General features: G+C 60.1%; 19 protein-coding genes and 2 pseudogenes. 3 read left to right on the top strand and 18 right to left on the bottom strand.

Features of this window, described 5'->3' with window-relative positions:
* The first annotated feature begins 70 nt into the window (after positions 1–70).
* Positions 71–1129, top strand: a complete 1059-nt coding sequence (gene nadA / locus EYC95_RS07570; protein WP_131059796.1) for a quinolinate synthase NadA — start codon at positions 71–73, stop codon at positions 1127–1129.
* A gap of 135 nt (positions 1130–1264) precedes the next feature.
* Here the strand turns inward: nadA and EYC95_RS07565 are convergent, their stop codons facing one another.
* From EYC95_RS07565 to arcD (EYC95_RS07505), 12 genes are all read right to left on the bottom strand, one after another.
* The gene (locus EYC95_RS07565) at positions 1265–1753 is read right to left on the bottom strand and encodes an RDD family protein (RefSeq protein WP_131059795.1); all 489 of its coding nucleotides are present in this window, start codon (positions 1751–1753) and stop codon (positions 1265–1267) included.
* 95 nt (positions 1754–1848) lie between these two features.
* A complete protein-coding gene (locus EYC95_RS07560; protein ID WP_002552288.1) occupies positions 1849–2061 on the bottom strand; it encodes a cold-shock protein in 213 nt (70 codons plus the stop codon).
* A gap of 403 nt (positions 2062–2464) precedes the next feature.
* A complete protein-coding gene (gcvT, locus tag EYC95_RS07555) occupies positions 2465–3589 on the bottom strand; it encodes a glycine cleavage system aminomethyltransferase GcvT (protein ID WP_131059794.1) in 1125 nt (374 codons plus the stop codon).
* A 38-nt stretch (positions 3590–3627) separates the two neighbouring features.
* A complete protein-coding gene (locus EYC95_RS07550) occupies positions 3628–5004 on the bottom strand; it encodes an L-serine ammonia-lyase (RefSeq protein ID WP_131059793.1) in 1377 nt (458 codons plus the stop codon).
* Positions 5005–5163: 159 nt separating this feature from the next.
* Entirely contained in the window at positions 5164–8016 is a 2853-nt protein-coding gene (gcvP, locus tag EYC95_RS07545; protein WP_131059792.1) for an aminomethyl-transferring glycine dehydrogenase, read from the bottom strand.
* Between the two features lie 11 nt (positions 8017–8027).
* Positions 8028–8411 carry a glycine cleavage system protein GcvH gene (gene gcvH / locus EYC95_RS07540; protein WP_131059791.1) on the bottom strand — a complete coding sequence of 128 codons (384 nt, stop codon included), beginning with the start codon at positions 8409–8411 and terminating at the stop codon, positions 8028–8030.
* A gap of 442 nt (positions 8412–8853) precedes the next feature.
* Complete coding sequence (locus tag EYC95_RS07535) at positions 8854–10362, bottom strand: sigma-54-dependent transcriptional regulator (protein WP_131059790.1); 1509 nt, start codon at positions 10360–10362, stop codon at positions 8854–8856.
* Between the two features lie 223 nt (positions 10363–10585).
* Positions 10586–10948, bottom strand: coding sequence for a DUF5064 family protein (locus tag EYC95_RS07530; RefSeq protein ID WP_131059789.1), 363 nt, complete (start codon positions 10946–10948; stop codon positions 10586–10588).
* A gap of 12 nt (positions 10949–10960) precedes the next feature.
* Positions 10961–11890, bottom strand: coding sequence for a carbamate kinase (arcC, locus tag EYC95_RS07525; protein ID WP_131059788.1), 930 nt, complete (start codon positions 11888–11890; stop codon positions 10961–10963).
* A gap of 191 nt (positions 11891–12081) precedes the next feature.
* On the bottom strand, positions 12082–13092 hold the full coding sequence (locus EYC95_RS07515) for an ornithine carbamoyltransferase (RefSeq protein ID WP_131059787.1): 1011 nt from the start codon (positions 13090–13092) through the stop codon (positions 12082–12084).
* A 70-nt stretch (positions 13093–13162) separates the two neighbouring features.
* Positions 13163–14419: an arginine deiminase gene (arcA, locus tag EYC95_RS07510; RefSeq protein ID WP_131059786.1), complete on the bottom strand. Its 1257-nt coding sequence runs from the start codon at positions 14417–14419 to the stop codon at positions 13163–13165.
* A gap of 36 nt (positions 14420–14455) precedes the next feature.
* Positions 14456–15883, bottom strand: coding sequence for an arginine-ornithine antiporter (arcD, locus tag EYC95_RS07505; protein ID WP_131059785.1), 1428 nt, complete (start codon positions 15881–15883; stop codon positions 14456–14458).
* Positions 15884–16312: 429 nt separating this feature from the next.
* Between arcD (EYC95_RS07505) and arcD (EYC95_RS07500) the strand changes: the two genes are divergently transcribed.
* Positions 16313–17740 (top strand): arginine-ornithine antiporter, encoded by a 1428-nt coding sequence (gene arcD / locus EYC95_RS07500; protein ID WP_131059784.1) that lies wholly within the window; start codon positions 16313–16315, stop codon positions 17738–17740.
* Positions 17737–18600 (top strand): DNA-3-methyladenine glycosylase, encoded by an 864-nt coding sequence (locus EYC95_RS07495; protein ID WP_131059783.1) that lies wholly within the window; start codon positions 17737–17739, stop codon positions 18598–18600. The genes arcD (EYC95_RS07500) and EYC95_RS07495 overlap by 4 nt, the downstream gene beginning before the upstream one ends.
* 121 nt (positions 18601–18721) lie before the next feature.
* On the opposite strand, the gene EYC95_RS07490 is transcribed toward EYC95_RS07495, so the two are convergent.
* From EYC95_RS07490 to EYC95_RS07460, 6 genes and pseudogenes are all read right to left on the bottom strand, one after another.
* The gene (locus tag EYC95_RS07490; RefSeq protein WP_131059782.1) at positions 18722–20053 is read right to left on the bottom strand and encodes a CoA transferase; all 1332 of its coding nucleotides are present in this window, start codon (positions 20051–20053) and stop codon (positions 18722–18724) included.
* Positions 20054–20230: 177 nt separating this feature from the next.
* A pseudogene (locus EYC95_RS30995) lies at positions 20231–20758 on the bottom strand (methyl-accepting chemotaxis protein); the annotation flags it as partial.
* 378 nt (positions 20759–21136) lie between these two features.
* Positions 21137–22105 (bottom strand): annotated as a pseudogene (locus EYC95_RS30990) (chemotaxis protein); the annotation flags it as partial.
* 464 nt (positions 22106–22569) lie between these two features.
* The gene (locus tag EYC95_RS07475; RefSeq protein WP_131059780.1) at positions 22570–22959 is read right to left on the bottom strand and encodes a YbaN family protein; all 390 of its coding nucleotides are present in this window, start codon (positions 22957–22959) and stop codon (positions 22570–22572) included.
* Positions 22960–23075: 116 nt separating this feature from the next.
* Positions 23076–23678: a biliverdin-producing heme oxygenase gene (locus EYC95_RS07465; RefSeq protein ID WP_131059779.1), complete on the bottom strand. Its 603-nt coding sequence runs from the start codon at positions 23676–23678 to the stop codon at positions 23076–23078.
* Positions 23679–23793: 115 nt separating this feature from the next.
* Positions 23794–26358: a TonB-dependent receptor gene (locus EYC95_RS07460; RefSeq protein WP_131059778.1), complete on the bottom strand. Its 2565-nt coding sequence runs from the start codon at positions 26356–26358 to the stop codon at positions 23794–23796.
* Positions 26359–26419: the final 61 nt, after the last annotated feature.

Below are 26419 nucleotides of genomic sequence, written 5' to 3'. Positions count from 1 at the left end.
GTACCCTGTAGGGTCCGGAGCCGGGTGTATACTCGACTTTCGCGCGAAAGCGCCTGCAGGTCTTGCGAACATGACGCAGATTTCCGAACGCCTTCTGGTTCAAGCCCACCTCGATGCCAAGCAGCCCAAGCCGCTGACCGTCGAGGAGGAAGCTTTTTACCGTGCCGCCATCGCTGCCGAGCTCAAGGCTCAGGACGCGGTGCTGGTTGCTCACTTCTATTGCGATCCGGTGATTCAGGCCCTGGCCGAAGAAACCGGTGGTTGCGTCTCCGACTCGCTGGAGATGGCGCGCTTCGGCAGTGCTCACCCGGCCAAGACCGTGCTGGTCGCCGGTGTGAAGTTCATGGGCGAAACCGCCAAAATCCTCAATCCTGAAAAACGCATTCTGATGCCGACTCTGGAAGCGACTTGCTCGCTGGACCTGGGTTGCCCGGTGGATGAGTTCTCGGCGTTCTGCGATCAACATCCGGAGCGTACGGTGGTGGTGTATGCCAACACCTCGGCGGCGGTCAAAGCCCGTGCGGATTGGGTAGTGACGTCCAGCTGCGCGCTGGAGATCGTCGAAAGCCTGATGGATAACGGCGAAACCATCATCTGGGGCCCGGACAAGCACCTGGGCACCTACATCCAGCGCCAAACCGGCGCGGACATGCTGCTGTGGGACGGTGCCTGCATCGTTCACGAGGAGTTCAAGTCCAAGCAGCTCGAAGACATGAAGGCGCTGTACCCGGATGCAGCAATTCTGGTGCACCCGGAGTCGCCGACCTCGGTAATCGAACTGGCGGATGCCGTCGGTTCCACCAGTCAGTTGATTGCGGCAGCACAGAGCCTGCCAAACAAGACCCTGATCGTGGCCACCGATCGCGGCATCTTCTACAAGATGCAGCAGCTGTGCCCGGACAAGGTCTTCATCGAAGCCCCAACGGCCGGCAACGGCGCAGCGTGCCGCAGTTGCGCACATTGCCCGTGGATGGCGATGAACACCCTTGAGCGCACGCTGAAGTGCTTGAAGGAAGGGACGAACGAGATCTTTGTGGATCCGGCGTTGATTCCGCAGGCTATTCGGCCGTTGAAGCGGATGCTCGATTTCACCCAGGCGGCGCGGATGAAGTTAGTCGGCAACGCCTGAAATCTACCCGTTAAGTCGCAAAACCTGTGGGAGCGGGCTTGCTCGCGAAGAGGGTGTATCAGTCGACATTGATGTTGTCTGACACACCGCTTTCGCGAGCAAGCCCGCTCCCACATTGATTTGTGTATGGCTGGATTATTTGGTTTTCTTCGGAATCCGTACCAGCTGGGTATCGGAGTAGATGTCATGCCAGCTGCGTTTCTGTTTATCGAACAGCGACCAGATGAACCCAAGCCCAACGCACAACAGCGACGCGATTGACACCACAAAGCGCAGCAACGCTTGCCACAAGCTGATCGACGAGCCATCAGCGTTCTGCACGCGAATGCACCACACCTGCATGCCCAGGGTCTGACCGGACCAGGTCCAGAACTTGGCAAAGAAACCGAACAGCACAAACAGCAGCACAGTCGACAGCAGCGGATCTCCATCCAGCGCACCGGCTTCGGTCAACGTGCGCATTTTGTCTTCGCCGATGATCGCCATCTGGATCATCTTGTAGAGGCCGCTGGTGACGATCAACAGAGCAATACACAACAGAAAGTCATAGAACATCGCTGCCAGACGACGACCCAGGGTGGCGGCGGGGAATTCGCCCTCGGGTTTGAGCAGGTGTTTCGACATGGCAGCCTCTGGGCGGAAAAAGAAGCCATTTTACGGATTTACGCGCACAAAAAAGCCCCTGATGTCAGCATCAGGGGCTTTTTCGTTACAGAAGATTAGGCTTCTGCTTGTACTTCGTCAGCCTGCATGCCTTTCTGGCCTTGCACAGCGACGAACGTCACTTTTTGGCCTTCTTTCAGGCTCTTGAAGCCGTTGCCCTGAATAGCGCGGAAATGCACGAACAGATCCGGACCGCTTTCTGGAGTGATAAAACCAAAACCTTTCTCGTCGTTAAACCACTTGACGGTACCGCTCTGACGATCAGCCATTTCTTATTTCCTTTGACGCTAAAATTAATGACAGTCTCCTTCTCATGAAAGAGTACTGGGGCTGGTTGCAGGAGAGTAAGAAGACGTCGAACGGGATGTAGCTAACTTGTAGGCTACTGCCCAGGTCACGATTCCAGGCGACCCATGCAAACACAGTGAACAAACTCTACGCCAACTACAGGAGAAAAAACAAGCCCCGTGAGAGGCCCGGTTTTGCTCAGGTTTATGGCAGTAGTGTGTCCACTAGTGCTGGCTTATTCGATAGGGTTGTTCAATTGTTTTCGAACGTTATAAGCAACGTTCATAATCGAAGCTTGCCGATAAGGCATGCACTGTTTTATGGCGGTTGCGTTACACATTAGTGCACTGTTAACGCAACCGCGTTACTTATAGAAACAGTCAATCAACCGCGATAGTAGCGTTGCGCAACAAATGGCATTTTGCTTACAAGCAAAGGCACCTTTTTCCCACGAACAATCGCCCATACGGGTGTGTCGATGGCGATATAAGCGCTGTCGAGGTAACCCATGGCCAATGGAGCGCCGAGGGTTGGGCCGAAACCACCGCTGCACACGGCACCGATGATGTCGCCCGCTTCGTTGACGATTTCTGCGCCTTCACGCACCGGTGTGCGTTCCTGAGGCAGCAGGCCCACACGCTTGCGGCTGACGCCGGCTTGTTGTTGAGCGAACACAGTCTCGGCGCCAGGGAAGCCGCCGGCCCGTGCGCCATCGGCACGACGTGGCTTGGAGATGGCCCACAGCAGACTGGCTTCGATCGGGGTGGTCTCGGTGTTCATGTCGTGGCCGTAAAGGCACAGGCCGGCTTCGAGGCGCAGCGAATCGCGAGCGCCAAGGCCGATGGCCGCCACTTCTGGTTCGGCCAGCAGGGCGCGAGCCAGGGCTTCGGCGTTGGCAGCCGGTACGGAAATTTCGAAACCGTCTTCACCGGTGTAGCCCGAACGGCTGACAAAGCACTCGACACCCACCAGTTTCACGCGGGTGAACTGCATGAAGGTCATCTTCGCCACTTCGGGCGCCAGGCGCGCGAGCACGGTGACTGCGGCCGGACCTTGCAGGGCCAGCAGCGCGCGTTCTTCGAACAGCGGCTTGATCGTGCACTGGTCGCCAATGTGCTTTTGCAGGTGCGCGAGGTCTTGATCCTTGCACGCGGCGTTGACCACCAGGAACAGCTCATCGTTACCTAGGTTGGCAACCATCAGGTCGTCGAGGATGCCGCCGGTCTCGTTGGTGAACATCGCATAGCGCTGCATGCCCACCGGCAGGTCGATGATGTCCACCGGCACCAATGTCTCCAAGGCCTTGGCGGCATTGGCGCCGGTCAGACGGATCTGGCCCATGTGCGAGACATCGAACAGCCCGGCCTGATCACGGGTGTGCTGGTGTTCTTTCATCACGCCCAGCGGGTATTGCACCGGCATGTCATAGCCGGCGAACGGCACCATGCGCGCGCCGAGTTCGATGTGCAGTGCGTGCAACGGGGTTTTCAGCAATTGTTCGGTGGACATATTCAGCTCCTGAAAAAGTGTGCGGATGCGCGTGAGCATCAGCACTCGATAATGTTGACCGCCAAACCGCCACGGGCGGTTTCCTTGTATTTGCTTTTCATGTCGGCGCCGGTCTGGCGCATGGTGCGGATAACCTTGTCGAGGGAGACGAAGTGCTGACCGTCGCCGCGCAGGGCCATGCGCACCGCATTGATGGCTTTCACCGACCCCATGGCGTTGCGCTCGATGCAAGGCACTTGCACCAGCCCGCCAATCGGGTCGCAGGTCAGGCCGAGGTTGTGTTCCATGCCGATTTCGGCAGCGTTTTCCACTTGCTGCACGCTGCCGCCGAGTACTTCGCACAAGGCGCCGGCCGCCATGGAACAGGCCACGCCGACTTCACCCTGACACCCGACTTCAGCGCCGGAGATCGAGGCGTTTTCTTTATAGAGAATGCCGATCGCGGCGGCGGTCAGCAGAAAGCGTACGACGCCGTCTTCGTTGGCGCCGGGGATGAAGCGCATGTAGTAATGGAGCACCGCCGGGACGATCCCCGCGGCACCGTTAGTGGGCGCAGTGACGACGCGTCCGCCGTTGGCGTTTTCCTCGTTGACCGCCAGGGCGTACAGGTTGACCCAGTCCAGCACTGACAGCGGATCGCGCAATGATGATTCCGGGTTCTTGCACAGTTGCCGATGCAAAGCGGCGGCCCGACGTTTGACCTTCAAACCGCCAGGCAAGATCCCTTCATTGCGGCAACCGGCAGCCACGCAGTCCTGCATCACTTGCCAGATATTCAGCAGGCCGGCACGGGTTTCCGCTTCCGCGCGCCAGGCGCTTTCGTTGGTCAGCATCACCTGGCTGATGGACAAGCCGTAGGTGGCGCAATGACCGAGCAGGTCCTTGGCGCTTTTGAACGGGAAGGTCAGCGGCGTGGCGTCTTCAACAATGCGGTCGGCGCCGGCGGCGTCTTCATCGACCACGAATCCGCCGCCGACCGAATAGTACTCGCGGCTGCGAATCTGCAAGCCGGCAGCATCGAACGCGCGAAAGATCATGCCGTTGGGGTGATAGGGCAACGGTTTGCGGATCATCGCCAAATGTTTTTTCTCGTTGAACGCAATGCTGTGTTCGCCGAGCAGGTTCAAGCGACCATTGCCGCGAATCTCTAAGAGACGGGCGGCGACGGTTTCGGTGTTCACGGTGTCCGGGTGTTCGCCTTCCAGGCCGAGCAACACGGCTTTGTCGCTGCCGTGGCCTTTGCCGGTGGCGCCGAGCGAGCCGTAGAGCTCGACTTTGACGCAGGTGGTTGCCGCCAGCAGCCCTTCACGGCGCAGCCCTTCAGCGAAACGCGCGGCTGCGCGCATCGGGCCGACGGTGTGGGAACTGGAGGGGCCGATGCCAATCTTGAACAGGTCGAACACGCTTAACGACATGGTTGTTCTCCGGTTTCTTGTTATGAGGCGCACCCTGAACCCGTAGGAGCGAGGCTTGCCCGCGAAGAGGCCATCACGGCCGCTAAAAGCTTCGCGGGCAAGCCTCGCTCCTACAGGTCATGGTGTCCTGATGGGGGCGAGTAACCCGCCCCCTATAGATCAAGCGTAGCTTTCGATCGATGGGCAAGCGCAAACCAGGTTGCGATCACCAAACACGTTGTCGACACGACCGACCGGTGGCCAGTACTTGCCTTCGATCAAAGACGCGACCGGGTAAACCGCTTGTTCACGGCTGTACGGATGCGTCCACTCGCCAACGATTTCCGCAGCGGTGTGCGGAGCGTTTTTCAGTGGGTTGTCGTCCTTGTCCAGCGTGCCGTTTTCCACCGCGCGGATTTCTTCGCGGATGCGGATCATGGCGTCGCAGAAGCGGTCCAGTTCTTCCTTGGATTCGCTTTCGGTCGGCTCGATCATCAGCGTGCCAGCGACCGGGAACGACATGGTCGGGGCGTGGAAGCCGAAGTCGATCAGGCGCTTGGCGACGTCATCGACGCTGATGCCGCTGCTGTCTTTCAACGGACGCAAATCGAGGATGCATTCGTGCGCCACCAGGCCGTTGCTGCCGGTGTACAGCACTGGATAGTGCTCTTCGAGGCGACGGGAAATGTAGTTGGCATTGAGGATCGCCAGTTGCGAAGCACGTTTCAGACCCGCGCCACCCATCATTCGAATGTACATCCAGGTGATCGGCAAAATGCTTGCGCTGCCGAACGGTGCCGCGCAGACCGCGCCTTCCTTGCGTTCCATCTGGGCGTGGCCCGGCAGGAACGGCGTCAGGTGCGACTTGACGCCAATCGGGCCGACGCCCGGGCCGCCACCGCCGTGGGGGATGCAGAAGGTTTTGTGCAGGTTCAGGTGGCTCACGTCGCCGCCGAATTTGCCCGGGGCGCAGAGGCCGACCATCGCGTTCATGTTGGCGCCGTCGATGTACACCTGGCCGCCGTTGTCATGAATGATGCCGCAGATGTCGCGGATGCCTTCTTCGAACACGCCGTGGGTCGACGGATAGGTGATCATCAATGCCGCGAGGTGTTCGCGGTGCTCGATGGCCTTGGCGCGCAGGTCTTCGATGTCGACGTTGCCACGGGCATCGCAAGCCGTGACGACCACGCGCATGCCGGCCATGTTGGCGGTGGCCGGATTGGTGCCGTGGGCGGACGAGGGGATCAGGCAGATGTCGCGACGGTCTTCGCCACGGCTCTGGTGATAGGCGCGGATGGCCAGCAGGCCAGCGTATTCGCCTTGGGAACCGGCGTTCGGTTGCAGCGAGATCGCGTCGTAACCGGTGGCGGCGCAGAGCATCGCTTCCAGTTCATCGGTCAGTTGCTGATAACCGGCACTTTGCTCGGCCGGGGCGAACGGGTGCAGGGCACCGAATTCAGCCCAGGTCACCGGGATCATTTCGCTGGCGGCGTTGAGTTTCATGGTGCACGAACCCAGCGGGATCATGGTGCGGTCCAGCGCCAGGTCCTTGTCGGCGAGCTTGCGCAGGTAGCGCATCAGCTCGGTTTCCGAGTGGTAACGGTTGAACACCGGGTGGCTGAGGATTGGCGACTGGCGAACCAGCGCGGCCGGGAGGGTACTGACCACGGAGGCGGCGAGGGCGGCGAAGTCCGGCAGCGCTTTGCCGTCGGCCAACAGCGTCCACAGGTTTTCCACGTCAGCTTGCGACGTGGTTTCGTCGAGGGACAGACCCAGACGTTCGCCATCAACGACGCGCAGGTTGATCTGCTGGGCGTGAGCGTTGTCGTGCAGCTTGGCGGTGTTAGCTCCGGTCTTGATCGTCAGGGTGTCGAAGAAGCTTTCTTGCTCTACGTTCAGACCGATTGCTTTCAGGCCTTGGGCCAGAATGGCGGTCAGGTGATGCACGCGGTTGGCGATCTGCGTCAGGCCTTTCGGGCCGTGGTACACGGCGTACATGCTGGCGATGTTGGCCAGCAGCACTTGCGCGGTGCAGATGTTGCTGGTGGCTTTCTCACGGCGGATATGTTGCTCGCGGGTTTGCATCGCCAGGCGCAGCGCCGGCTTGCCGAAACGGTCCACGGAAACACCGACCAGACGGCCCGGCATGTCGCGCTTGAACGCATCCTTGGTGGAGAAATACGCGGCGTGCGGGCCACCAAAGCCCAGCGGCACGCCGAAGCGTTGCGCACTGCCGATAGCGACGTCAGCACCGAACTCGCCCGGCGGGGTCAGCACGGTCAGGGCCAGCAGGTCGGCGGCGACCGCAACCAGTGCGTTGGCGGCGTGGAAGCGCTCGGTCAGTTCGCGGTAATCGAAGACGTCACCGTTGCTCGCCGGGTATTGCAGCAGGGCGCCGAAAAATGGCGTCACGTCAGTCAGTTCACGCTCGTCGCCAACGACTACGTCGATGCCCAACGGCTCGGCACGGGTGCGCAGCACGTCGAGGGTTTGCGGGTGGCAATGGCTGGAGGCGAAAAACGCGTGGCTGCCCTTGTTCTTGCTCAGGCGTTTGCAGAAGGTCATGGCTTCGGCGGCGGCGGTGGCTTCATCCAGCAGCGAGGCGTTGGCGATCGGCAGGCCGGTCAGGTCGCTGATCAGGGTCTGGAAGTTCAGCAGCGCTTCGAGGCGGCCCTGGGAAATTTCTGGCTGGTACGGGGTGTAGGCGGTGTACCAGGCCGGGTTTTCCAGCAAGTTGCGCAGGATCGGCGACGGCGTGTGCGTGCCGTAGTAGCCCTGGCCGATGTAAGTCTTGAATAGCTGGTTTTTGCCGGCGATGGATTTGATCAACGCCAGGGCATCAGCTTCGCTCAGGCCGTCTTCGAGGCCGAGGACGCTGGTGCCTTTGATGCTGTCGGGAATGACGCTGGCGCTCAGGGCTTCCAGCGAATCAAAACCGAGGCTGTTGAGCATGGCTTGCTCGTCGCCGGAACGCGGGCCGATGTGGCGGGCGATGAATTCGTTGGCGGTTGTCAGGTTTACTTGAGTCATGTCAGCGCTCCTCAGGCTTCTGCGTTGGCTTTGATCAGACGGTCGTAGGCGTCCTGATCCAGCAGTTTGGCGACAGCCGAGGTGTCGCTTGGCTGGAAGCGGAAGAACCAGCCTTCGCCCATCGGGTCTTCGTTGACCAGTTCAGGGCTGCTGTCGAGCGCCGGGTTTACTTCCAACACTTCACCGTCGAGTGGCATGTACACGCCGCTGGCGGCTTTTACCGATTCCACGGTGGCGGCTTCAGCGCCTTTATCGTAGGACTGCAGCTCAGGCAGTTGTACGAAAACCACGTCGCCCAGAGCGTTCTGTGCGAAAGCAGTGATGCCGACAGTGACGCTGCCGTCAGCTTCAGTGCGCAGCCATTCGTGATCTTCAGTAAAACGCAACTCGCTCATGGAAACTCCTAAGGGGGGCCAGACTCGTCTGGTGGACGCGATTGAATGCTTGGGCTAAAGCCCTGCTTTATAGGTGGCTACTAAGCAAGATCGCGGCCAATGTAATTTATTCTTTATAAATCAATGGATTGAGGTGTATTTCTGAAGAGGGGGATTCTGTGGGTGTAGCGAAATCGCTACACCTGAAAGCGAAGAAAAAAGCGTAGGTGGATCAAAGCCTTGCACAGCGGTGATCAGGAGAGGGTGTATCGATATCGTTCCGCTGTAGCGCTTTCAGTACAGATGGAGGTCGTTTTTAAGCAGGTTTTCAAGCCGGATACAAAAACTGTGGGAGCCAGCACTGCTGGCGATTAGGTTCTGTCAGTCGACATCTTTTTTGCCTGCCACACCGCAATCGCAAGCAGGCTGGCTCCCACAGGGGTCACGGTGTGTTTGGGCGATTTCAGGGCTTGTTGGGAATGCCGTACTTGCGCAACCGATGGGCAATCGCTGTGTGGGAGGTTTGCAATCGACTGGCCAGTTGCCGTGTCGAGGGGTAGCTGACGTAGAGTTTTTCCAGCAAAGTCTTTTCGAACTCTTCCATCGCCTGCTCCAGGCTGTCGACATCGCTGTCACTCTGGCGCGCCACGGAAGTGCCGGCGATGTCGAGGTCGCCGATGTCGACCAGGCTGCTTTCGCAGATCGCCGCCGCGCGGAAGATCACGTTCTGCAATTGCCGCACGTTGCCCGGCCAGCGGTTACCCAGCAGCGCAGGATAAGTGCCCGGCGCCAGGCGACAGACCGGGCGCTGGATCTGCGCGCAGGCCTGCTGCATGAAATAGCGGGCCAGCAGCAGGATGTCCTGGCCGCGTTCGCGCAGGGGCGGAACTTCGACATTCAGGACGTTGAGGCGATAGAACAAGTCTTCGCGGAACGAACCTTCGCTGACCATTTTTTCCAGATTGCGGTGAGTCGCGCTGAGGATCCGTACGTTGACCTTCACTTCGCGATCACCACCGACCCGACGGAAGCTGCCGTCGTTGAGAAACCTCAGCAACTTCGCCTGCAAGTACGGCGACATCTCGCCGATCTCGTCGAGAAATACCGTGCCCTGGTTCGCCAGTTCCATCAGCCCTGGTTTTCCGCCCCGTTGTGCGCCGGTGAAGGCGCCGGGGGCGTAGCCGAACAGTTCGCTTTCGGCGAGGTTCTCCGGCAATGCCGCGCAATTCAGTGCCAGGAACGGTGAACTGTGTCGGGCGCTGATGGCGTGGCAGGCCCGCGCCACCAGCTCTTTGCCAGTGCCGGTTTCGCCCTGGATCAACAACGGTGCATCCAGTGCCGCCACACGCTGTGCGCGTGCCTTGAGCGTACGAATCGCCGGGGACTCGCCCAGCAGCGCGTCGAACCCTTCGGCATGGTCGTGGTGCAGCGCCGAGAGGCGTTCGCCGATGCGGTTCGGTTGATACAGGGTCAGCAGGGCGCCAGCGTCGGTGATCGGGGTGGCGTCCAGCAGCAGGGTCTGGCCGTTGACGGTGATCTCGCGCAGCGGCAGGCGAAAGCCGTGTTCCAGCAGTGCGCCGAGCAACGCCGGGTCGGCAAACAGGTCGGCGACGCTTTCACCGGCCGGTTCACGACCATACAAAGCGATCAACGCCGGGTTGGCCAGCAACACCTTGCCGTCGCTGTCCAGGGCCAGCACCGGGTCGGTCATGGCGGCGAGCAGCGCATCGAGCTGCAAGTGCCGACGTTGCCCGGGAAGGATGTCGACCACCGTCATCGCTTGCACGCCACGCACGCTGAGCAACGCGTCCCGCAGCTCTTCGAGCACTTCCGGGCTCAGGGTCGGGGCATCGATGTAAACGTTGGGCGGGACCATTTCCACCGCATCCAGATTGAGATTACGCCCACCGAGCAGGGCCAGGACTTCCTGGGTAATGCCGACGCGGTCGATGAAGCTGACGTGGATACGCATGGGGCGGTTTTTTAATCTGACGTGCGGAGGGTGGCAAGTATGCCTTGGGGCGGGCGAATGGTGAAATCCTGCGCAGGTCTTCAGGACGACACCGAACTCAATGTAGGAGCGAGACCGGCTTGCCGGCGATGGCGGAGTATCAGTCACCATCAATGTCGACTGATACTCCGCCATCGCGAGCAGGCTCGCTCCCACAGGTACAGCGTTCATCCAGGGAATAGAGTTACTCGAAGTTCTCGAGGTTTATCGGGTCCCCGGATTTCATATCCAACTGCTTCCGGATGTCTTCAAACATTAAATCGTAATGCTTGTGAATCGAGCCGATCTGGCTATGTGTCTTCGGGATTCCGTACTTCTCGGCGATCTTTGTCACGTTGTTGGCGAAGTTGTAGGCCTCCTCCTTGGGCAGGAAGAAGGGCTCTGACATGTCCTTGCCCTGAATGCTGCCATGCATGGTGAACTGGATGCCTTTTTCCCCTTTGTCGTTCTTGCTGACCTCATAGTCGAGGTGCACGTTGTAGTTGACATCATCCGGGGTCAGCGCGTGGCGCTCGATGTGCAAGTGACCGGGCTCAAACGTTGCCATTGACGTTTCTCCTTACCAGTAAGTTATGCCAGGTGTCGCCGTGCTGATGCGGGTGCCGGCCGTGCCCTGGACGATCGCTTCGATGTCCGAGAGTGAACCGATCACCGCGGTTTTTCCAGTATGGCGGGCGAACTCGCAGGCGGCCTGGACTTTCGGTCCCATGGAGCCGGCCGCAAAGCCGAGTTTTTCCATGTCGTCGGGGTGGGCCTGGGCGATGGCTGTCTGGGTCGGTTTGCCGTAATCGATGAACGCTGCGTTGACGTCGGTGGCGATCACCAGCAGATCGCTTTCAAGCTGTTCGGCCAGCAGCGCCGAGCAAAGGTCCTTGTCGATCACCGCTTCCACACCTTGCAGCTTGCCGTGGGCACCGTACATGGTCGGAATGCCACCGCCGCCCGCACAAATCACGATGCTGCCTTTTTCCAGCAGCCACTTGATCGGACGGATTTCAAAGATACGTTTCGGTCTTGGACTGGCCACCACGCGACGGTATTTGTCGCCGTCCGGAGCAATCGCCCAGCCTTTCTCGGCGGCGAGTTTTTCCGCTTCGGCCTTGGCGTAGACCGGGCCGATGGGTTTGGTGGGGTTCTGGAAGGCCGGGTCGTTGGCGTCGACTTCAACCTGGGTCAGCAGGGTCGCGAAGGGCACTTCGAAGTCGAGCAGATTGCCCAGTTCCTGTTCAATGATGTAGCCGATCATGCCTTCGGTTTCGGCACCGAGCACATCCAGCGGATAAGGTGAAACCGAGGTGTAGGCGGCGGCTTGCAGCGACAACAGGCCAACCTGCGGACCATTGCCGTGAGCGATCACCAGTTCATTGCCGGCATAAATCTTGGCGATCTGTTCGGTGGCGATCCGGATGTTGGCGCGTTGATTGTCCGCAGTCATGGGTTCACCACGGCGGAGCAGGGCGTTACCGCCCAGAGCAACGACGATACGCATAATGCAGTCCTTCTAAAGCAGAGAAATTGCGAGCGACTCGGCCTCCCTGTCGAAACTGGATCAAGTGTGGGAGCGGGCTTGCTCGCGAAAGCGGTGTGTCAGTCGATATCAATGTTGCCTGTTACACCACTTTCGCGAGCAAGCCCGCTCCCACATTGACCGTGTTTCGTCAGCAGGAGCGAAGTCGGGCCTTAGATATCCGCCAACGCCGACACCAGGATCGCCTTGATGGTGTGCATGCGGTTTTCCGCTTGCTCGAAGGCGATGTTGGCCGGCGATTCGAAGACTTCTTCAGTCACCTCGACGCCGTTGGCCAGGTTCGGGTAGCGTGCGGCGATGTCTTTGCCGACCTTGGTTTCGCTGTTGTGGAACGCCGGCAGGCAGTGCATGAACTTCACGCGTGGATTGCCAGAGGCTTTCATCATGTCGGCGTTGACCTGGTACGGCAGCAACTGCTCGATGCGCTCGTCCCACGCTTCCACCGGCTCACCCATCGACACCCAGATGTCGGTGTGGATGAAGTCCACGCCCTTGACCGCTTCTTTCGGGTCTTCGGTGATGGTGATGCGCGCGCCACTTTCTTCGGCGAAGGCTTTGCACTGAGCGATGAAATCAGCGTGCGGCCACAAAGCTTTGGGTGCGGCGATGCGCACGTCCATGCCGAGTTTGGCGCCGATCATCAGCAGCGAGTTGCCCATGTTGTAGCGCGCGTCGCCGAGGTAGGCGTAGCTGATGTCGTGCAGCGGCTTGTCGCTGTGCTCACGCATGGTCAGGGTGTCGGCGATCATTTGCGTCGGGTGGAATTCAGCGGTCAAACCGTTGAACACCGGCACACCGGCGAACTTGGCCAGCTCCTCGACGATTTCCTGTTCAAAGCCCCTGTACTCGATGGCGTCGAACATCCGCCCCAGCACGCGGGCGGTGTCTTTCATGCTTTCCTTGTGTCCGATCTGCGATGACACCGGGTCGATGTAGGTGACGTGGGCGCCCTGGTCATGGGCCGCGACTTCGAAGGCGCAACGGGTGCGAGTCGAGGTTTTTTCGAAGATCAGCGCGATGTTTTTGCCTTTCAGGTGCGGACGCTCGGTGCCGGTGTATTTGGCGCGCTTGAGGTCGCGGGACAGGTCCAGCAGGTAATTCAGCTCGCGAGTCGTGTGGTGCATCAGCGAGAGCAGGCTGCGGTTGCGCATATTGAAAGCCATGATTGGATCTCCTTTGGTTTCGGTTATCCGCCTGCTTCACGCTTTATGAGCGCGAAGCAGGGCATAAGAATTAATAGTCGATAGGGTCGCGAATGATCGGGCAGGTCATGCAATGGCCGCCGCCACGGCCGCGCCCCAGTTCTCCGGCGCTGATGGTGATGACTTCGATACCGGCCTTGCGCAGCAGGGTGTTGGTGTAGGTGTTGCGGTCATAACCGATCACCACCCCCGGCTCCACGGCCACCACGTTGTTGCCGTCGTCCCATTGCTCGCGCTCGGCGGCGAAGCTGTTGCCGCCGGTTTCCACCACGCGCAGCGCCTTGAGATTGAGGGCTTTGGCCACGGTGTCGAGGAAGCTGGTTTCTTCGCGGCGAATGTCGATGCCGCCCGGCTTGCCTTCATCAGGGCGCAGGGTGAAGGCGACGATCTGGTTCACCACTTCCGGGAAGATCGTGACCAGGTCTCGGTCGCAGAAGCTGAACACCGTGTCCAGGTGCATCGCCGCGCGGGATTTCGGCAGGCCGGCGACGATGACTTTCTCGACAGCTTTGTTCTTGAACAGGTTCACCGCCAGTTGGCCGATGGCTTGGCGGGATGAGCGTTCGCCCATGCCGATCAACACCACACCGTTGCCGATCGGCATCACGTCGCCGCCTTCAAGGGTGGAGCTGCCGTGTTCCTGGTCCGGGTCGCCGTACCAGATTTCGAAGTCGGCGTTGGTGAACTGTGGGTGGAATTTATAAATGGCAGTGGCCAGCAGGGTTTCCTGGCGGCGCGCCGGCCAGTACATCGGGTTCAGCGTCACGCCACCGTAGATCCAGCAAGTGGTGTCGCGGGTGAACTGGGTGTTGGGCAGCGGCGGCAGAATGAAGCTGGAGTGGCCGAGGAAGTCGCGGAACATCTGAATGGTCTTGCCGCCGAAGCTGTCCGGCAAGTCGTCAGCGGAAACGCCGCCAATCAGGAACTCGGCGATATGGCGCGGCTCCAGGCTGCGCAACCACGAACCCACTTCGTTAATCAGACCGAGGCCGACCGAGTTGGCGGTGACCTTGCGGTCCAGAATCCAGTCGAGCGCTTCGGGGATGGCGACGATGTCGGTCAGCAGGTTGTGCATTTCCAGCACGTCGATCCCGCGTTCGCGCATTTTGGTGACGAAATCGAAATGGTCACGCTTGGCTTGGGCGACCCATAGCACATCGTCGAAAAGCAGTTCGTCGCAGTTGTTCGGGGTCAGCCGCTGATGGGCCAGGCCGGGGGAGCAAACCAAGACTTTGCGCAGTTTGCCGGCTTCGGAATGTACGCCGTACTTAACTTTTTCCGTGGACATTACTGTGATCCTCCAGATGACAAAACAAGTCGTGTGTTACAGGGTCAGGAAGCCGTCATACAGTCCGTAAGCCGCCACCAGGGCGCCCGCGACGACTGCGGCGAAAATCAGCTTCTCGACGTTGGTGAAAACCGGTTTGTTGACTTCAAGCTTGGCCTTGGCGAACAGGATCGCGCCGGGGGCATAGAGCAGGGCAGAGAGCAGCAGGTATTTGATGCCGCCGGCATAGATCAGCCAGATCGCGTAAATCAACGCGACGGCGCCGATGAACAGGTCTTTGCTGCGTTCGGCCGCTGCGTTTTCATAGCTTTCGCCGCGCACCGCCAACAGCAGGGCGTAAGCCGCTGACCACAGGTACGGCACCAGAATCATCGAGGTGGCGAGGTAGATCAGCGACAGATAAGTGCTGGCCGAAAACAGGGTGATGATCAGGAACAGCTGCACCATCGCGTTGGTCAGCCACAAGGCGTTGACCGGCACATGGTTGGCGTTCTCCTTGCGCAGGAAGGCCGGCATGGTGTGGTCCTTGGCGGCGGCAAACATGATCTCCGCACACAGCAACACCCACGACAGCAACGCGCCGAGCAGGGAAATGATCAGGCCGACGCTGATCAGCACCGCGCCCCAGTGACCGACCACGTGTTCCAGCACCGCCGCCATCGACGGGTTCTGCAATTTGGCCAGTTCCGGTTGGGTCATGATGCCCAGCGACAGCACATTCACCAGCACCAGGAACAGCAGAACGGTGATGAAACCGATCACCGTGGCCTTACCCACGTCGCTGCGTTTTTCTGCGCGGGCCGAGAAGATGCTCGCGCCTTCGATGCCGATGAACACCCAGACGGTGACCAGCATCATGTTGCGCACCTGGTTCATCACGCTGCCCAGGCCCGGGTTTTTCACACCCCAGATGTCAGCGGTGAAGATGTCCAGTTTGAACGCAAAAATCGCGATCAGCACAAACAGCACCAGCGGCACGATCTTGGCGACGGTGGTCACCAGGTTGATGAACGCCGCTTCCTTGATCCCCCGCAGCACGAGGAAGTGCACACCCCAGAGCAGCACCGATGCACCAATAACGGCAGCCACGGTGTTGCCTTCGCCGAAGATCGGAAAGAAGTAGCCGAGGGTGCTGAACAGCAACACGAAGTAACCGACGTTGCCCAGCCAGGCACTGATCCAGTAACCCCAGGCGGACGAGAAACCCATGTAGTCGCCGAACCCGGCCTTGGCGTAGGCGTAGACACCGCCGTCCAGGTCAGGTTTTCGGTTAGCGAGTGTCTGGAAGACGAAAGCCAGGGTCAGCATGCCGACGGCGGTAATGGCCCAACCGATCAGCACGGCACCGACGTCGGCACTGGCGGCCATATTCTGCGGCAGGGAAAAAATCCCGCCACCAATCATTGAGCCGACAACCAACGCAACCAGTGCGCCCAGCTTTAGTTTTTCGGGGGATTCAGACATTGCATGACTCCAATGCAGGAGAAGAGAGACAACAGATTAATTCTGTTAGCTATTCAATCAGCTGACTTAGATCAGTGCATAGGCACATTCCATTGTTAATGAAAGACTTATGAATCTTTCCCGGGCATAACGGTATCGCCGGAAAAGCCCTGTCCAGAGGCCTCGGCCAGATCAAGCAGGCATAACGCATAGTGCATGGGGTTTTTAAGCTAGTCCGTTTTCAGGTTTTCGCAAATTTTCGCCATCTGTTTTCAGTACAGAATTGATTTATCAGGACTGACATACAAAACTGTTATACACCGATTGCCATAGAATCATCGGCTACAAATAAAAGACGCTATTCGCCGTTATTTAATAGACGGAATAACCCGTTATCCATTTAGTTAAAGTTATCCATCTGTGGCGATGCGGTGAAAAAGGGGATGCAGGATGTCGCAACCGACGCAAAAACTTCACCTGAGTGCGCTGATTGCTCTGGTGGTGGGATCGATGATCGGCGGCGGGATTTTTTCCTTGCCGCAAAACATGGCAGCGCGTGCCGATGCCGGGGCGATCTTGATTGGTTGGGCGATCACCGCTGTGGGCATGCTGACCCTGGCCTTCGTGTTCCAGACCCTGGCCAATCGCAAACCTGAACTGGACTCCGGGGTGTACGCCTACGCCAAGGCCGGGTTCGGCGATTACATGGGATTCTCATCGGCCTGGGGCTACTGGATCAGCGCCTGGCTGGGCAACGTCGGTTATTTCGTGTTGCTGTTCAGCACCCTCGGTTATTTCTTTCCGGTGTTCGGCCAGGGCAACACGCCGATCGCCATCGGCTGCGCCTCGGTGCTGCTGTGGGCCGTGCATTTTCTGGTGATGCGCGGGATCAAGGAGGCGACCTTCATCAACCAGCTGACCACCGTGGCCAAGATCGTGCCGCTGATCATGTTCATCGTGATCGCCGCAGTGGGCTTCAAGGCAGACATCTTCACCCGTGACATCTGGGGCCGTAGCAACCCGAATTTTGGCGGCGTTATGGACCAGGTGCGCAACATGATGCTGGTCACCGTATTCGTGTTCATCGGCATTGAAGGCGCCAGTGTGTACTCGGCGCGAGCGGCGAAACGCTCGGACGTCGGTCGGGCGACGGTCATCGGTTTTCTCGGCGTGTTGGCCTTGCTGGTGCTGGTGAACGTGTTGTCCCTGGGGATCATGAGCCAGCCCGAATTGGCCACCTTGCAGAACCCGTCGCTGGCGGCGGTGCTGGAGCACATCGTCGGCCCTTGGGGCGCGTTGCTGATCAGCATCGGCCTGGCGATTTCGCTGCTCGGTGCGTTGTTGTCCTGGGCGCTGCTCTGCGCTGAAATCCTCTTCGCCACGGCCAAAGACAAAACTATGCCAGCCTTCCTGACCAAGGAAAACGCCAACCAAGTGCCGGTCAATGCGTTGTGGCTGACCAACGTGATGATCCAGATTTTCCTGTTGATCACGCTGTTTTCCGCCGGGACGTACACCAGCCTGATCTACCTCGCGTCGTCGATGATTCTGGTGCCGTATCTGTGGTCGGCAGCGTACGCGGTGCTGTTGAGCGGACGCGGCGAAACCTACGAGCACGCGTCGGCCGAACGGACCAAGGACTTGATGATCGGCGGCATCGCCCTGGGTTACGCGGTGTGGTTGTTGTATGCGGGAGGGGTGAAGTACTTGCTGCTGTCGGCGCTGTTGTACGCGCCGGGGGTTATCTTGTTTGCCAAGGCCAAACACGAACAAGGGAAACCCCTGTTTACTCATATCGAGAAAGGCATTTTCACCTGCGTCCTCAGCGGCGCGGGGCTAGCGGCGTACGGGTTGTACAGCGGGTTACTGTCGTTGTGAGGTTGTTGCTGGCGTATCAACCACCTTATGACTGGCCGGCGATGCTGGGTTTTTTGTCGGCGCGGGCTGTGGCCGGAATGGAAACAGTGGTCGACGGCGTTTACTCGCGCAGCATCGGGTTGAACGGTGTACACGGCAGGTTTTCGATCAGGCCGGTGGCGGGCGATGCGCTGGAAGTGACGCTGGATTTTCCTGATCCGACGGCCGTGCCGCAGATTGTCACGCGTCTGCGGCGGATGTTTGACCTGGATGCGGATTTGCCTGCGATCCATCGGCAGTTGGCGGGTGATCCGTTGATGGAACGGTTGATGGCCGAACGTCCAGGGCTGCGGGTGCCGGGCGCGTGGGATGGGTTGGAGTTGGCGATTCGAGCGGTGCTCGGCCAACAGATTACCGTGGGCGCGGCGATCAAGCTGGCGGGGAAACTGGTGGCGCAGTATGGGCAGCCCTTGCAGCCGCCGATGCCGGAATTGACTCATGTGTTTCCTGATGCAGCGGTGTTGGCGGTAGCGGATCTGGCGACGTTGGGGATGCCGAAAAGTCGTGGGCGTACCTTGTCCGGCGTGGCTCAGGCGCTGCTGGATGATCCCTTGCTGTTTGAGCCGGGACGGGAGGGCGGCGTGGCGCGGTTGCTGGCGTTGCACGGGATTGGCGACTGGACGGCGCAGTACATTGCGTTGCGCCAGTTGCGGGAGATGGATGCGTTTCCGAGTGGCGATGTGGGGTTGATCAATGCGCTGGCGGCGCTGGAGGGTGGGCCGGTGACCGCGCGGGATTTGTTGAGGCGGGCTGAGGCTTGGCGACCTTGGCGAGGGTATGCGGCGCAGCATTTGTGGACATCGCTGAATCGACTTGACTGACTCGATCCAAAATTTTCAGTGACTTTTCGGGCCTCTTCGCGAGCAAGCCCGCTCCCACATTAGATCGGTGTCGATCACGGAACCTGTAGGAGTGAGCCTGCTCGCGATAGCGATTTGACAGTCACCACCACTGCGCGCGATGCGAACCCAGTTCCGAGGCCGGAAGCGCCCACTGCAACGGCGTCCCGGTGATTTTCAGCGGCACATGAAGCCGATGCGCCGGCCCCCAAGGCGTCTGCTCAACCAATATCCCTTGATCGTTTTCATCTTCTGCCCGAAGCGCTTCTTCCGTCTCGGCACCTTGTTCAATCAACAACTTCGCCGTGCGCGCCAACGACAACCGGGCCGACCCACCACGCCCCAACAACATGATCGCCGCAGCCGCCATCAAATACCCGGTCGCATGATCAAGCGCCTGAACCGGCAGCGGTGTCGGCTTGTCCGTTTTCTTCCACTGCATCCCCGCGTCGGCAATCCCGCTGCTCATCTGCACCAGGCTGTCGAAGCCGCGGCGGTTCTGCCACGGGCCGCTCCAACCGTAGGCGTTGAGGCACACGTCAATCAGGCCCGGCGCCAGTTTTTGGCGCTCGGCGACACCGTAACCCAACTTTTCCAGCGCATCGGCGCGGTAGCCGTGGAGCACGATATCGGCGTCCTTGAGCAGGCTTTCGAACACGGCGCGATCTTCGTTGTTGTGCAGGTCAAGCCGCGCACAACGTTTGCCCAACGTGACTTCCGGTACCACACCGGGTTCGTTCCAGGTCGGCGGGTCGATGCGTAAAACATCGGCACCGAGGCCGGCGAGAAAACGGCTGGCAACGGGGCCAGCGAGCACGCGCGTGAGGTCCAGCACCTTGATCCCGGCCAGCGGTTGCGCCACTGAACCTTTCCGCGATTTTGGCTGTTGAGGGGGGGCGGTGCTGAACTGAATCAACGGTTCGGCGTTCACCGCCAATCCTTGGGGATGCGCCTGCCATTGCGCCCAGTTACGCATCTCGGCGGCGCACCCACCGGCCTCGATCACGGCCTGTTCCAGATCGGTTTTAGCCCATTGCGCAACCTTGCTCGCCATCGCCGCACGGTCGGCACAGGCGCCGAGCACGCTTTCGGCGGCGGCGCGGTGATGCGGTGCGTTGGTGTGCAAACGGATCCAGCCGTCCTGGGTCGCGTAGTCACCGGCCACCGGGTCCCACAGCGGTGGCACGCTCCAGCCCACAGGGCGAATTGAGGTGGCGAACCAGAAAGAGGCCAGGCGGCGGTCGACTTCAAGGCTGGGTAAACGACCGGTGTGTTGCTGCAACCATTCGCTGACTGCCTGGCCGGCAGCGGCGATGCTGGCGCAGGCCAGGTCAGTCACGGCAAACGCCGAGGGCAGGGCGCCGCTCGACGTAAAAGGAATCGGCGTGTGAGGTAAGCCGAGTGCGGCTTGAATGGACGTGAGTAAACCAGTCATCGAAGGCCCTCCGGAGCGAGAGCCCGAGCATAGATCAAAACACTGCCCGCCCGGATGAAAATCCCCCTGTGGGAGCGGGCTTGCTCGCGAAGGGGCCATCAGCTTCAATATCAATGTTGACTGATACACCGCTTTCGCGAGCAAGCCCGCTCCCACAGGGGGGTTGCGGTGTGTCAGTTACACCCGGAACTGATCCATCAATTTCATCTGGTGGGTGGTCAGGGAGTTGAGTTGGCTGCTGATCTGCGCCGATTCGGTGGCCTGGCCGGTCAGGGTTTCGGTGACGGTACGGATCGCCGAGACGTTGCGGTTGACCTCTTCGGCCACCGCGCTTTGCTGTTCGGCAGCGCTGGCGATTTGCAGGTTCATGTCGCTGATCACGGTGACCGCGTCGCTGATTTTGCTCAACGCCTGCACCGCTTGCTGGATCTGCCCAGCGTTGCTGTGGGCCTGGGTCTGGCTCGAATGCATGGTGGCGACCACGCCGCGGGTGCCGGTCTGGATGCGCTCGATCACGATGCGGATTTCTTCCACCGAATCCTGAGTGCGTTTGGCCAGGTTGCGCACTTCATCGGCCACCACCGCAAAACCACGACCGCTCTCGCCGGCACGTGCGGCTTCGATGGCCGCGTTGAGGGCCAGCAGATTGGTCTGTTCGGCGATGCTGCGGATCACTTCCAGTACCGAGCCGATTTGCTCGCTGTTGACCGCCAGCGCTTCGACTTCGGTCACGGCCTTGCTGACTTCGTCGGCCAGTTGATTGATGTCGCGGGTGCTGCGTTCGATGATCGACATGCCGTCGCGAGCCGATTGATCGGCACCTTTAGCGGCATTGGCGGCATTTGACGCGCTGTTGGCGACGTCGTGGGCGGTGGCGCTCATTTCGTTGGAGGCGGTGGCGACCTGGTCGATTTCGCGGAACTGCACCTGCATGCCTTCGCTGGTCTGACGGGCGATTTCCGAAGACTGGTCGGCGGTGCCACGGGCGTCGGTGATGCTTTGTTTGATCTGCGCGATGGTCGGTTGCAGCTTGTCGAGGAAACGGTTGAACCAGCTGACCAGTTCACCCAGTTCGTCCTTCTTGCTGTAGTGCAGACGCTGCGTCAGGTCGCCGTCGCCGCTGGCAATTGCCTTGAGCATCTCGGCAACGCTGTTGATCGGCCGGGTCACGCCCGAGGCGGTGAGCCAGATCAGCAAAAGACCGACCAGGCCGGCCGCGACAGCCACCAGCACCGCTTTGATCGTGCCGCTTTGCTGGGCTTCATCGAGTACCGCTTGCAGTTTGACCGAATCGGCCAGCAGCACGTGTTTGGGCAGGTCGATCACTACGCCCCAGGCTTTGGAGTCGGCAATCGGACTGACCGGGTACACCGCACGGATCAAGTCGCCTTGTTCGAGAATCTTCGGTGCGCCGCCGCTGAGCAATTGCAGGACTTCCTTGCCATCCGCGCCCAGCGTGTCGCCGATGCTTTTGCCGACCTTGCTCGCGTCAACGCTGTAACCGGCGAGCACGCCGCTGCCGGAGACGATCAGCATGTGCCCGGCGTTGTTGAACAGATCACGCTGGGAATCGACAGCGGCTGCCTGCAGAGCGTCGAGCGCGATGTCGACACCGACCACGCCGATGGATTTACCGTCCACCAGAAGCGGTACGGAAATGGTGGTCATCAGCATTTCCTTGCCGCCGACGGTGTCGGCATACGGGTCCAGCAAGCAAGTGCGCTTGCTGTCGCGAGGGCAGGTGTACCAGCTGTTGTAAGGCGTACCGCTGAGGCTCAAGGTGGTTTTGGTCATGTCGTCTTCGACCATGACCGTGTTGATCCCGGCACCACCGGCGCGGCTCCAGTAACTGGCGAAACGACCGGCTTCGTTGGACTGGCGAGCCGCGTCATTGGTGAACTCGCTGTCCTTGCCGTCGAGGCCATTGGGCTCGAACGCCAGCCAGATCCCTAGCACCTTGCTGTTGCGCTCGAAAGCGGTTTTCAGGCTCTGGTTCAGCTCTTCACGCAGGACACCGGCCTCAAGCGAGCGCTTGGCGGCCAGGGTGCGCATGTCCTTGATCTGGTCCGCCAGGGCAGTTACCACCAGCAAACTTTCACCGAAGGTCTTCTGCACCCGCACCGCCTGTTCGGCGGCCTTGGCCTCAAGCAGGTCCTGCACGCTGGCGGTGAGCATCTTGCTGCTGGCGGCGCTGACCAGTTCATCGTTCTGATTGGTCTGGTGGAAGTTCATGCTGACGATCAGCACGACCACGCCCAGCAGGCACAGGCCGGACAGCAAGACGATTTTCAGGCGGATGGAGAGAGAGTCGAACATAGGGCGAACTCGCGAAGGGATGAAGTGTTGGCTGTGAGTCGAGGTCGACCCGGTTCGCCAAATCCATTCAGCGCCATTCACTGCACATCGGCGTGGGGCGAGGATGCATGATGGTGGCTCCGACGAACGGTCATGGTTAAACGTTTGCGCGGGAAAATTTGCCGCAAAGCGGATTAAAACGGGGAAAAATCGTGTTGGAATCAGGAGGGTCGCGACAGTGATTCCGGTCGCGACCAGATCCACAGATTACCCAGGCTCATGCCCGCAATGGCCAGGTAGATCGGCCAGCCATGATCGAGCATCACCAGCATCAACCCGGCACACAGCAGCATGCTCACGGTGACACTGACCTTGGCTCGACGCGCGATGATTTTGCCGTTGCGCCAGTTGCAGAGGATCGGCCCGAACAGCCGATGGTTTTCCAGCCAGGCACTCAGGCGCGGCGAACTCTTGGTCGCGGCCCAGGCGGCGAGCAGGATGAACTCGGTGGTCGGCAGGCCGGGGATGACGATGGCGATCAGACCGATGCCCAGGCTGACATAGGCCAGCAGGCCGAAGAGGAGGCGGACGAGTGTTGAAGTGTGGCTCATAGGGTCTACGGTTGATTTGTAGGAGCGAGGCTTGCCCGCGAAGAAAGCGCCGCGGATTTTCAGACAGACCGCGTTATCGTTCTTCGCGGGCAAGCCTCGCTCCTACGAAAAGCATGTCAGGCGAGTTCTGTGGTGTAAGCCTGTTCCAGCAACACGGTGAAGCGGTTGAATGCATCGACAGCCGCTTGCTCGATTTCAGCTTCTTCCTGAGCGCTGAACGCCAACGAGTCCAGGGTTTTGACGAAGCTTTTCCAGCCTTCTGCGCGGCCGCCGGCCGGTTCGCCGAGGTGGCGGGCGCCAAACGTTTCGCTCAGGCCCAGACCGACAGCACGCTTGATCAGGAACGCTGCGCCGAGCTTCGAACCTTCGGAAACGAACAGCCAACCCAGCGCTTCGGCTTTGGTCGGGTTACTTACCGCGCCAGCCACCGGTGCCGGCACTTCAGTGTCAAGATCCGCCAGGTCAGCCTTGGCCGCTTCGGCCCGGCAACGCGCCGACAAGTCCGGGATCACACCCGTCAGCTCGGCATCGTTGTACAGCGACACCAGTTCCGACTGGAACAGATACTGCGCCACCACGAAACGGGCGAAATTGGCCTGGGTTTCGAACGGGGCGTGAGCTTTGACCAAGGCATCGAGTTTGGTGTGAGGCGAGTGAGTGATCTGGTTCAAACGTTGTGAACGCAGAGCAGGGCGTTGAGCAGTGTCCTGAGTAGTCATGAGAAATCCTTGAGAAAAAGAGGCGCTTGGTAACGAGACGAATTAGAAGGTGCAGGACAGTAAAAAAACCTCACTGCACCACTTCTATAAAAGCGGCGCAGTGAAGTGATCAGGGTCAGATATCCCAGACCAGATTGATCGCGAAGTTGCGGCCCGGTTGGGTCAGGCGATCGAGGTTGGCCGGTTGCGTCACCGAGGCCTCGCCGACGCTGTCGTAACCGCGCACGTCATCCCACTGCCAGTATTTCTTGTTGGTCAGGTTGTACAGGCCGGCGTTGACGGTCACGTCGTCGGTCACCTTGTAGAAACCGGCCAGGTCGAGCACGCCATAACCCGGTGTCTTGAACTGGGTGCTGGTGCCGTCCGGGGTTTTGAAGCTGGTGCTGTCGACGCGGGTCTTGCGTTTGACCAGGGTCCAGCTCAACAGCGCGCCGTAGTTATCCTGGTCGTAGCCGAGGCCGAACACGCCGGTCAACGGGTTGATGCTGTTCAGCGGCTGACCGTTGTCATCGTTGCGGCCGTAGAGGTAGGCCACCGAGCCTTGGGTATAGAGGCCGGTCGGGGCGCCGAAACTGTCGAGGTTCAGGCGACCCTTGAGCTCCACGCCTTTGATGGTGGCGTGGGCAATGTTATTGCTCTGGAATGTGGTTTCGGTGTAGCCGGGGGTGATGGCGTTCTCGTCGATAAAGTCGCGGTATTTGTTGTAGAACACCGCCACATCGAACGTGCCTGCGTCGAATTGACCGCGCAGGCCGGTTTCATAGCTCTTGCTCTTTTCCGGTTCCAGGTCCGGATTGGGCGCGACCTGATAGCCGCCCGCCAGGTTTTCGAAACGACCATACAAAGCCTTGGCGGTCGGCGTGCGGAAGCCTTCGGCGTATTGGCCGTACCAGGTGTAGTTGTCGTTGAAGCTGTAAGTGGTGCCGAATTTTGGCGACAGACGATGCCAGGTTTTAGTGCTGTCGCTCACCACGCCGTTGCCGCTCTGGTCGGCGGTGGCCAGGAACTCGTCGGTGATGTGCGGCTTGAGTTCGGTGTAGTCGTAGCGCGCGCCGGGCAGGAAGGTCCAGTTGCCCCAGCTGATCTGATCCTGGGCGAACAGGCTGTAGCTGTTGATGGTCGGGTCCGGGAAGTCGCTGGCCGGTTTCAGGGTGTCGGCGGCACTCGGCGCACCGATGACCCGGCAAGCACCGGCCACCGTCAGGCAAGTGCCGCTGCCGGTACGCAGGCCGGTGACTTTGTCCTGCTTGATGGTGGTGCCATAGGTGACAAGGTGATCGGTGTCGGCGATGGCGAACGACTTGTCAGCCTGGGCATCGAACACCCATTGGCGATCCTTGTAATTGGTATCACGGTTACGCAACACGGTACGCGACGGCGCGTAGATTTCTTCGGTGCTCTGGTCGGTCTTGGCGATCTGGTAGTTCAGCGACCACTTGATGTTGTCGGCCAGCAGACTGTCCAGGCCAAAGCTGTGCTCCAGGCCGAAGCGTTCGCGGGTGACCGTGTCGTTGCCGGTGCGGGATTTATAGAAGCCGAAACCGCGTCCCGCGTTGAACGGGCCGCCGACTGCGCTCAATTGATTGGTGTCGCGGTCGTCCTTGTAGTGCTCGTAGGTCAGGCCGAAGCGTGCGTCGGCGGCATAGTCCCAGCCCAGTTTGGCCAGCACGTTGGTGGTGCGCACGTCCTCGGGGTTGGCTTCGGTGCGGTTCAGGCCGATGCCGCCGGTTTCGCCGTAGGATTCGGTTTCATGACCGTTGCGTTGGCTCAGGTGCAGCAAGCCGTCGAAGTCGCCGGTGCGACCGGCGACCGTGCCGGAGGTCAGCCAGCTGTCATCCGCCGAGCTGTAACCGGTTTTCAGACGTGCGCCGACGTCCTTGCCCGGTTTGATGATGTCGTCCGGGTCCAGCGTGTAGTAGCTGACCGCGCCACCGATGGCGTTGCTGCCGTAAAGCACCGACGCCGGGCCACGCAGGATTTCCACGCGTTTGACGATCTCGGGGTCGACGTAGTTGCGGTTGGTCTGGGCGTAGGGGCCGTTGAAGAAACTGTCGGGCACTTGCACGCCGTCGATCTGGGTTAGGACGCGGTCACCGTCGATGCCGCGGATGTTGTAACCCGTGAGACCCGAACGCTGGCCCGCGCCGCCCACCGATACGCCCGGTTCGTAGCGCACCAGATCCTTGATGTTATTGACGTTGTTGCGGTCCAGGTCTTCGCGGGTCTGGACCGTTACCGTGCTCGGCACGCTGCTCACGTCCTGTTCATTACGGGTGGCGCTGATGGTCACCTGATCCAGGTTGAGCGCGTTACTGTTGCTGCGCTTTTCCAGCACGATGTTGTTACTGCCCAGTTTGCGATAGCTCAGGTTGGTCCCCACCAACAGGCGATCGAGGGCTTTTTCCGGCGGCAACGAACCGCGCACACCCGGCGAGGCCACACCGTCCGCCAGTTCGGCGGGCAAGCCGACTTGCCAGCCTGTCACCGCCGTAAAGGCATTCAGTGCCGAGACCAGCGACTGCTGCGGGATGGCAAACGAGTAATCGCCCATGTTGCGGGTCGGCTGCCCGGCGGCAGTGGCGGCCATCAGCGGTGCGCTGCCGGCCATCAGGATGGCGGCCGTCAGCAGCGACAACACGCGGGAAGGTAAAGAGGACTGGCGGGTATGGCGAGAGGACATCGATAGCGCTCCGTGTCGCACGAATCTTTATAGGTGCTGATTGGCATGTCGAGATGCGAAT

It is taken from the genome of Pseudomonas sp. BGI-2 (genome assembly GCF_004310295.1).
GTDB lineage: Bacteria > Pseudomonadota > Gammaproteobacteria > Pseudomonadales > Pseudomonadaceae > Aquipseudomonas.
This window is presented reverse-complemented; position numbering and strand designations above follow the sequence as displayed.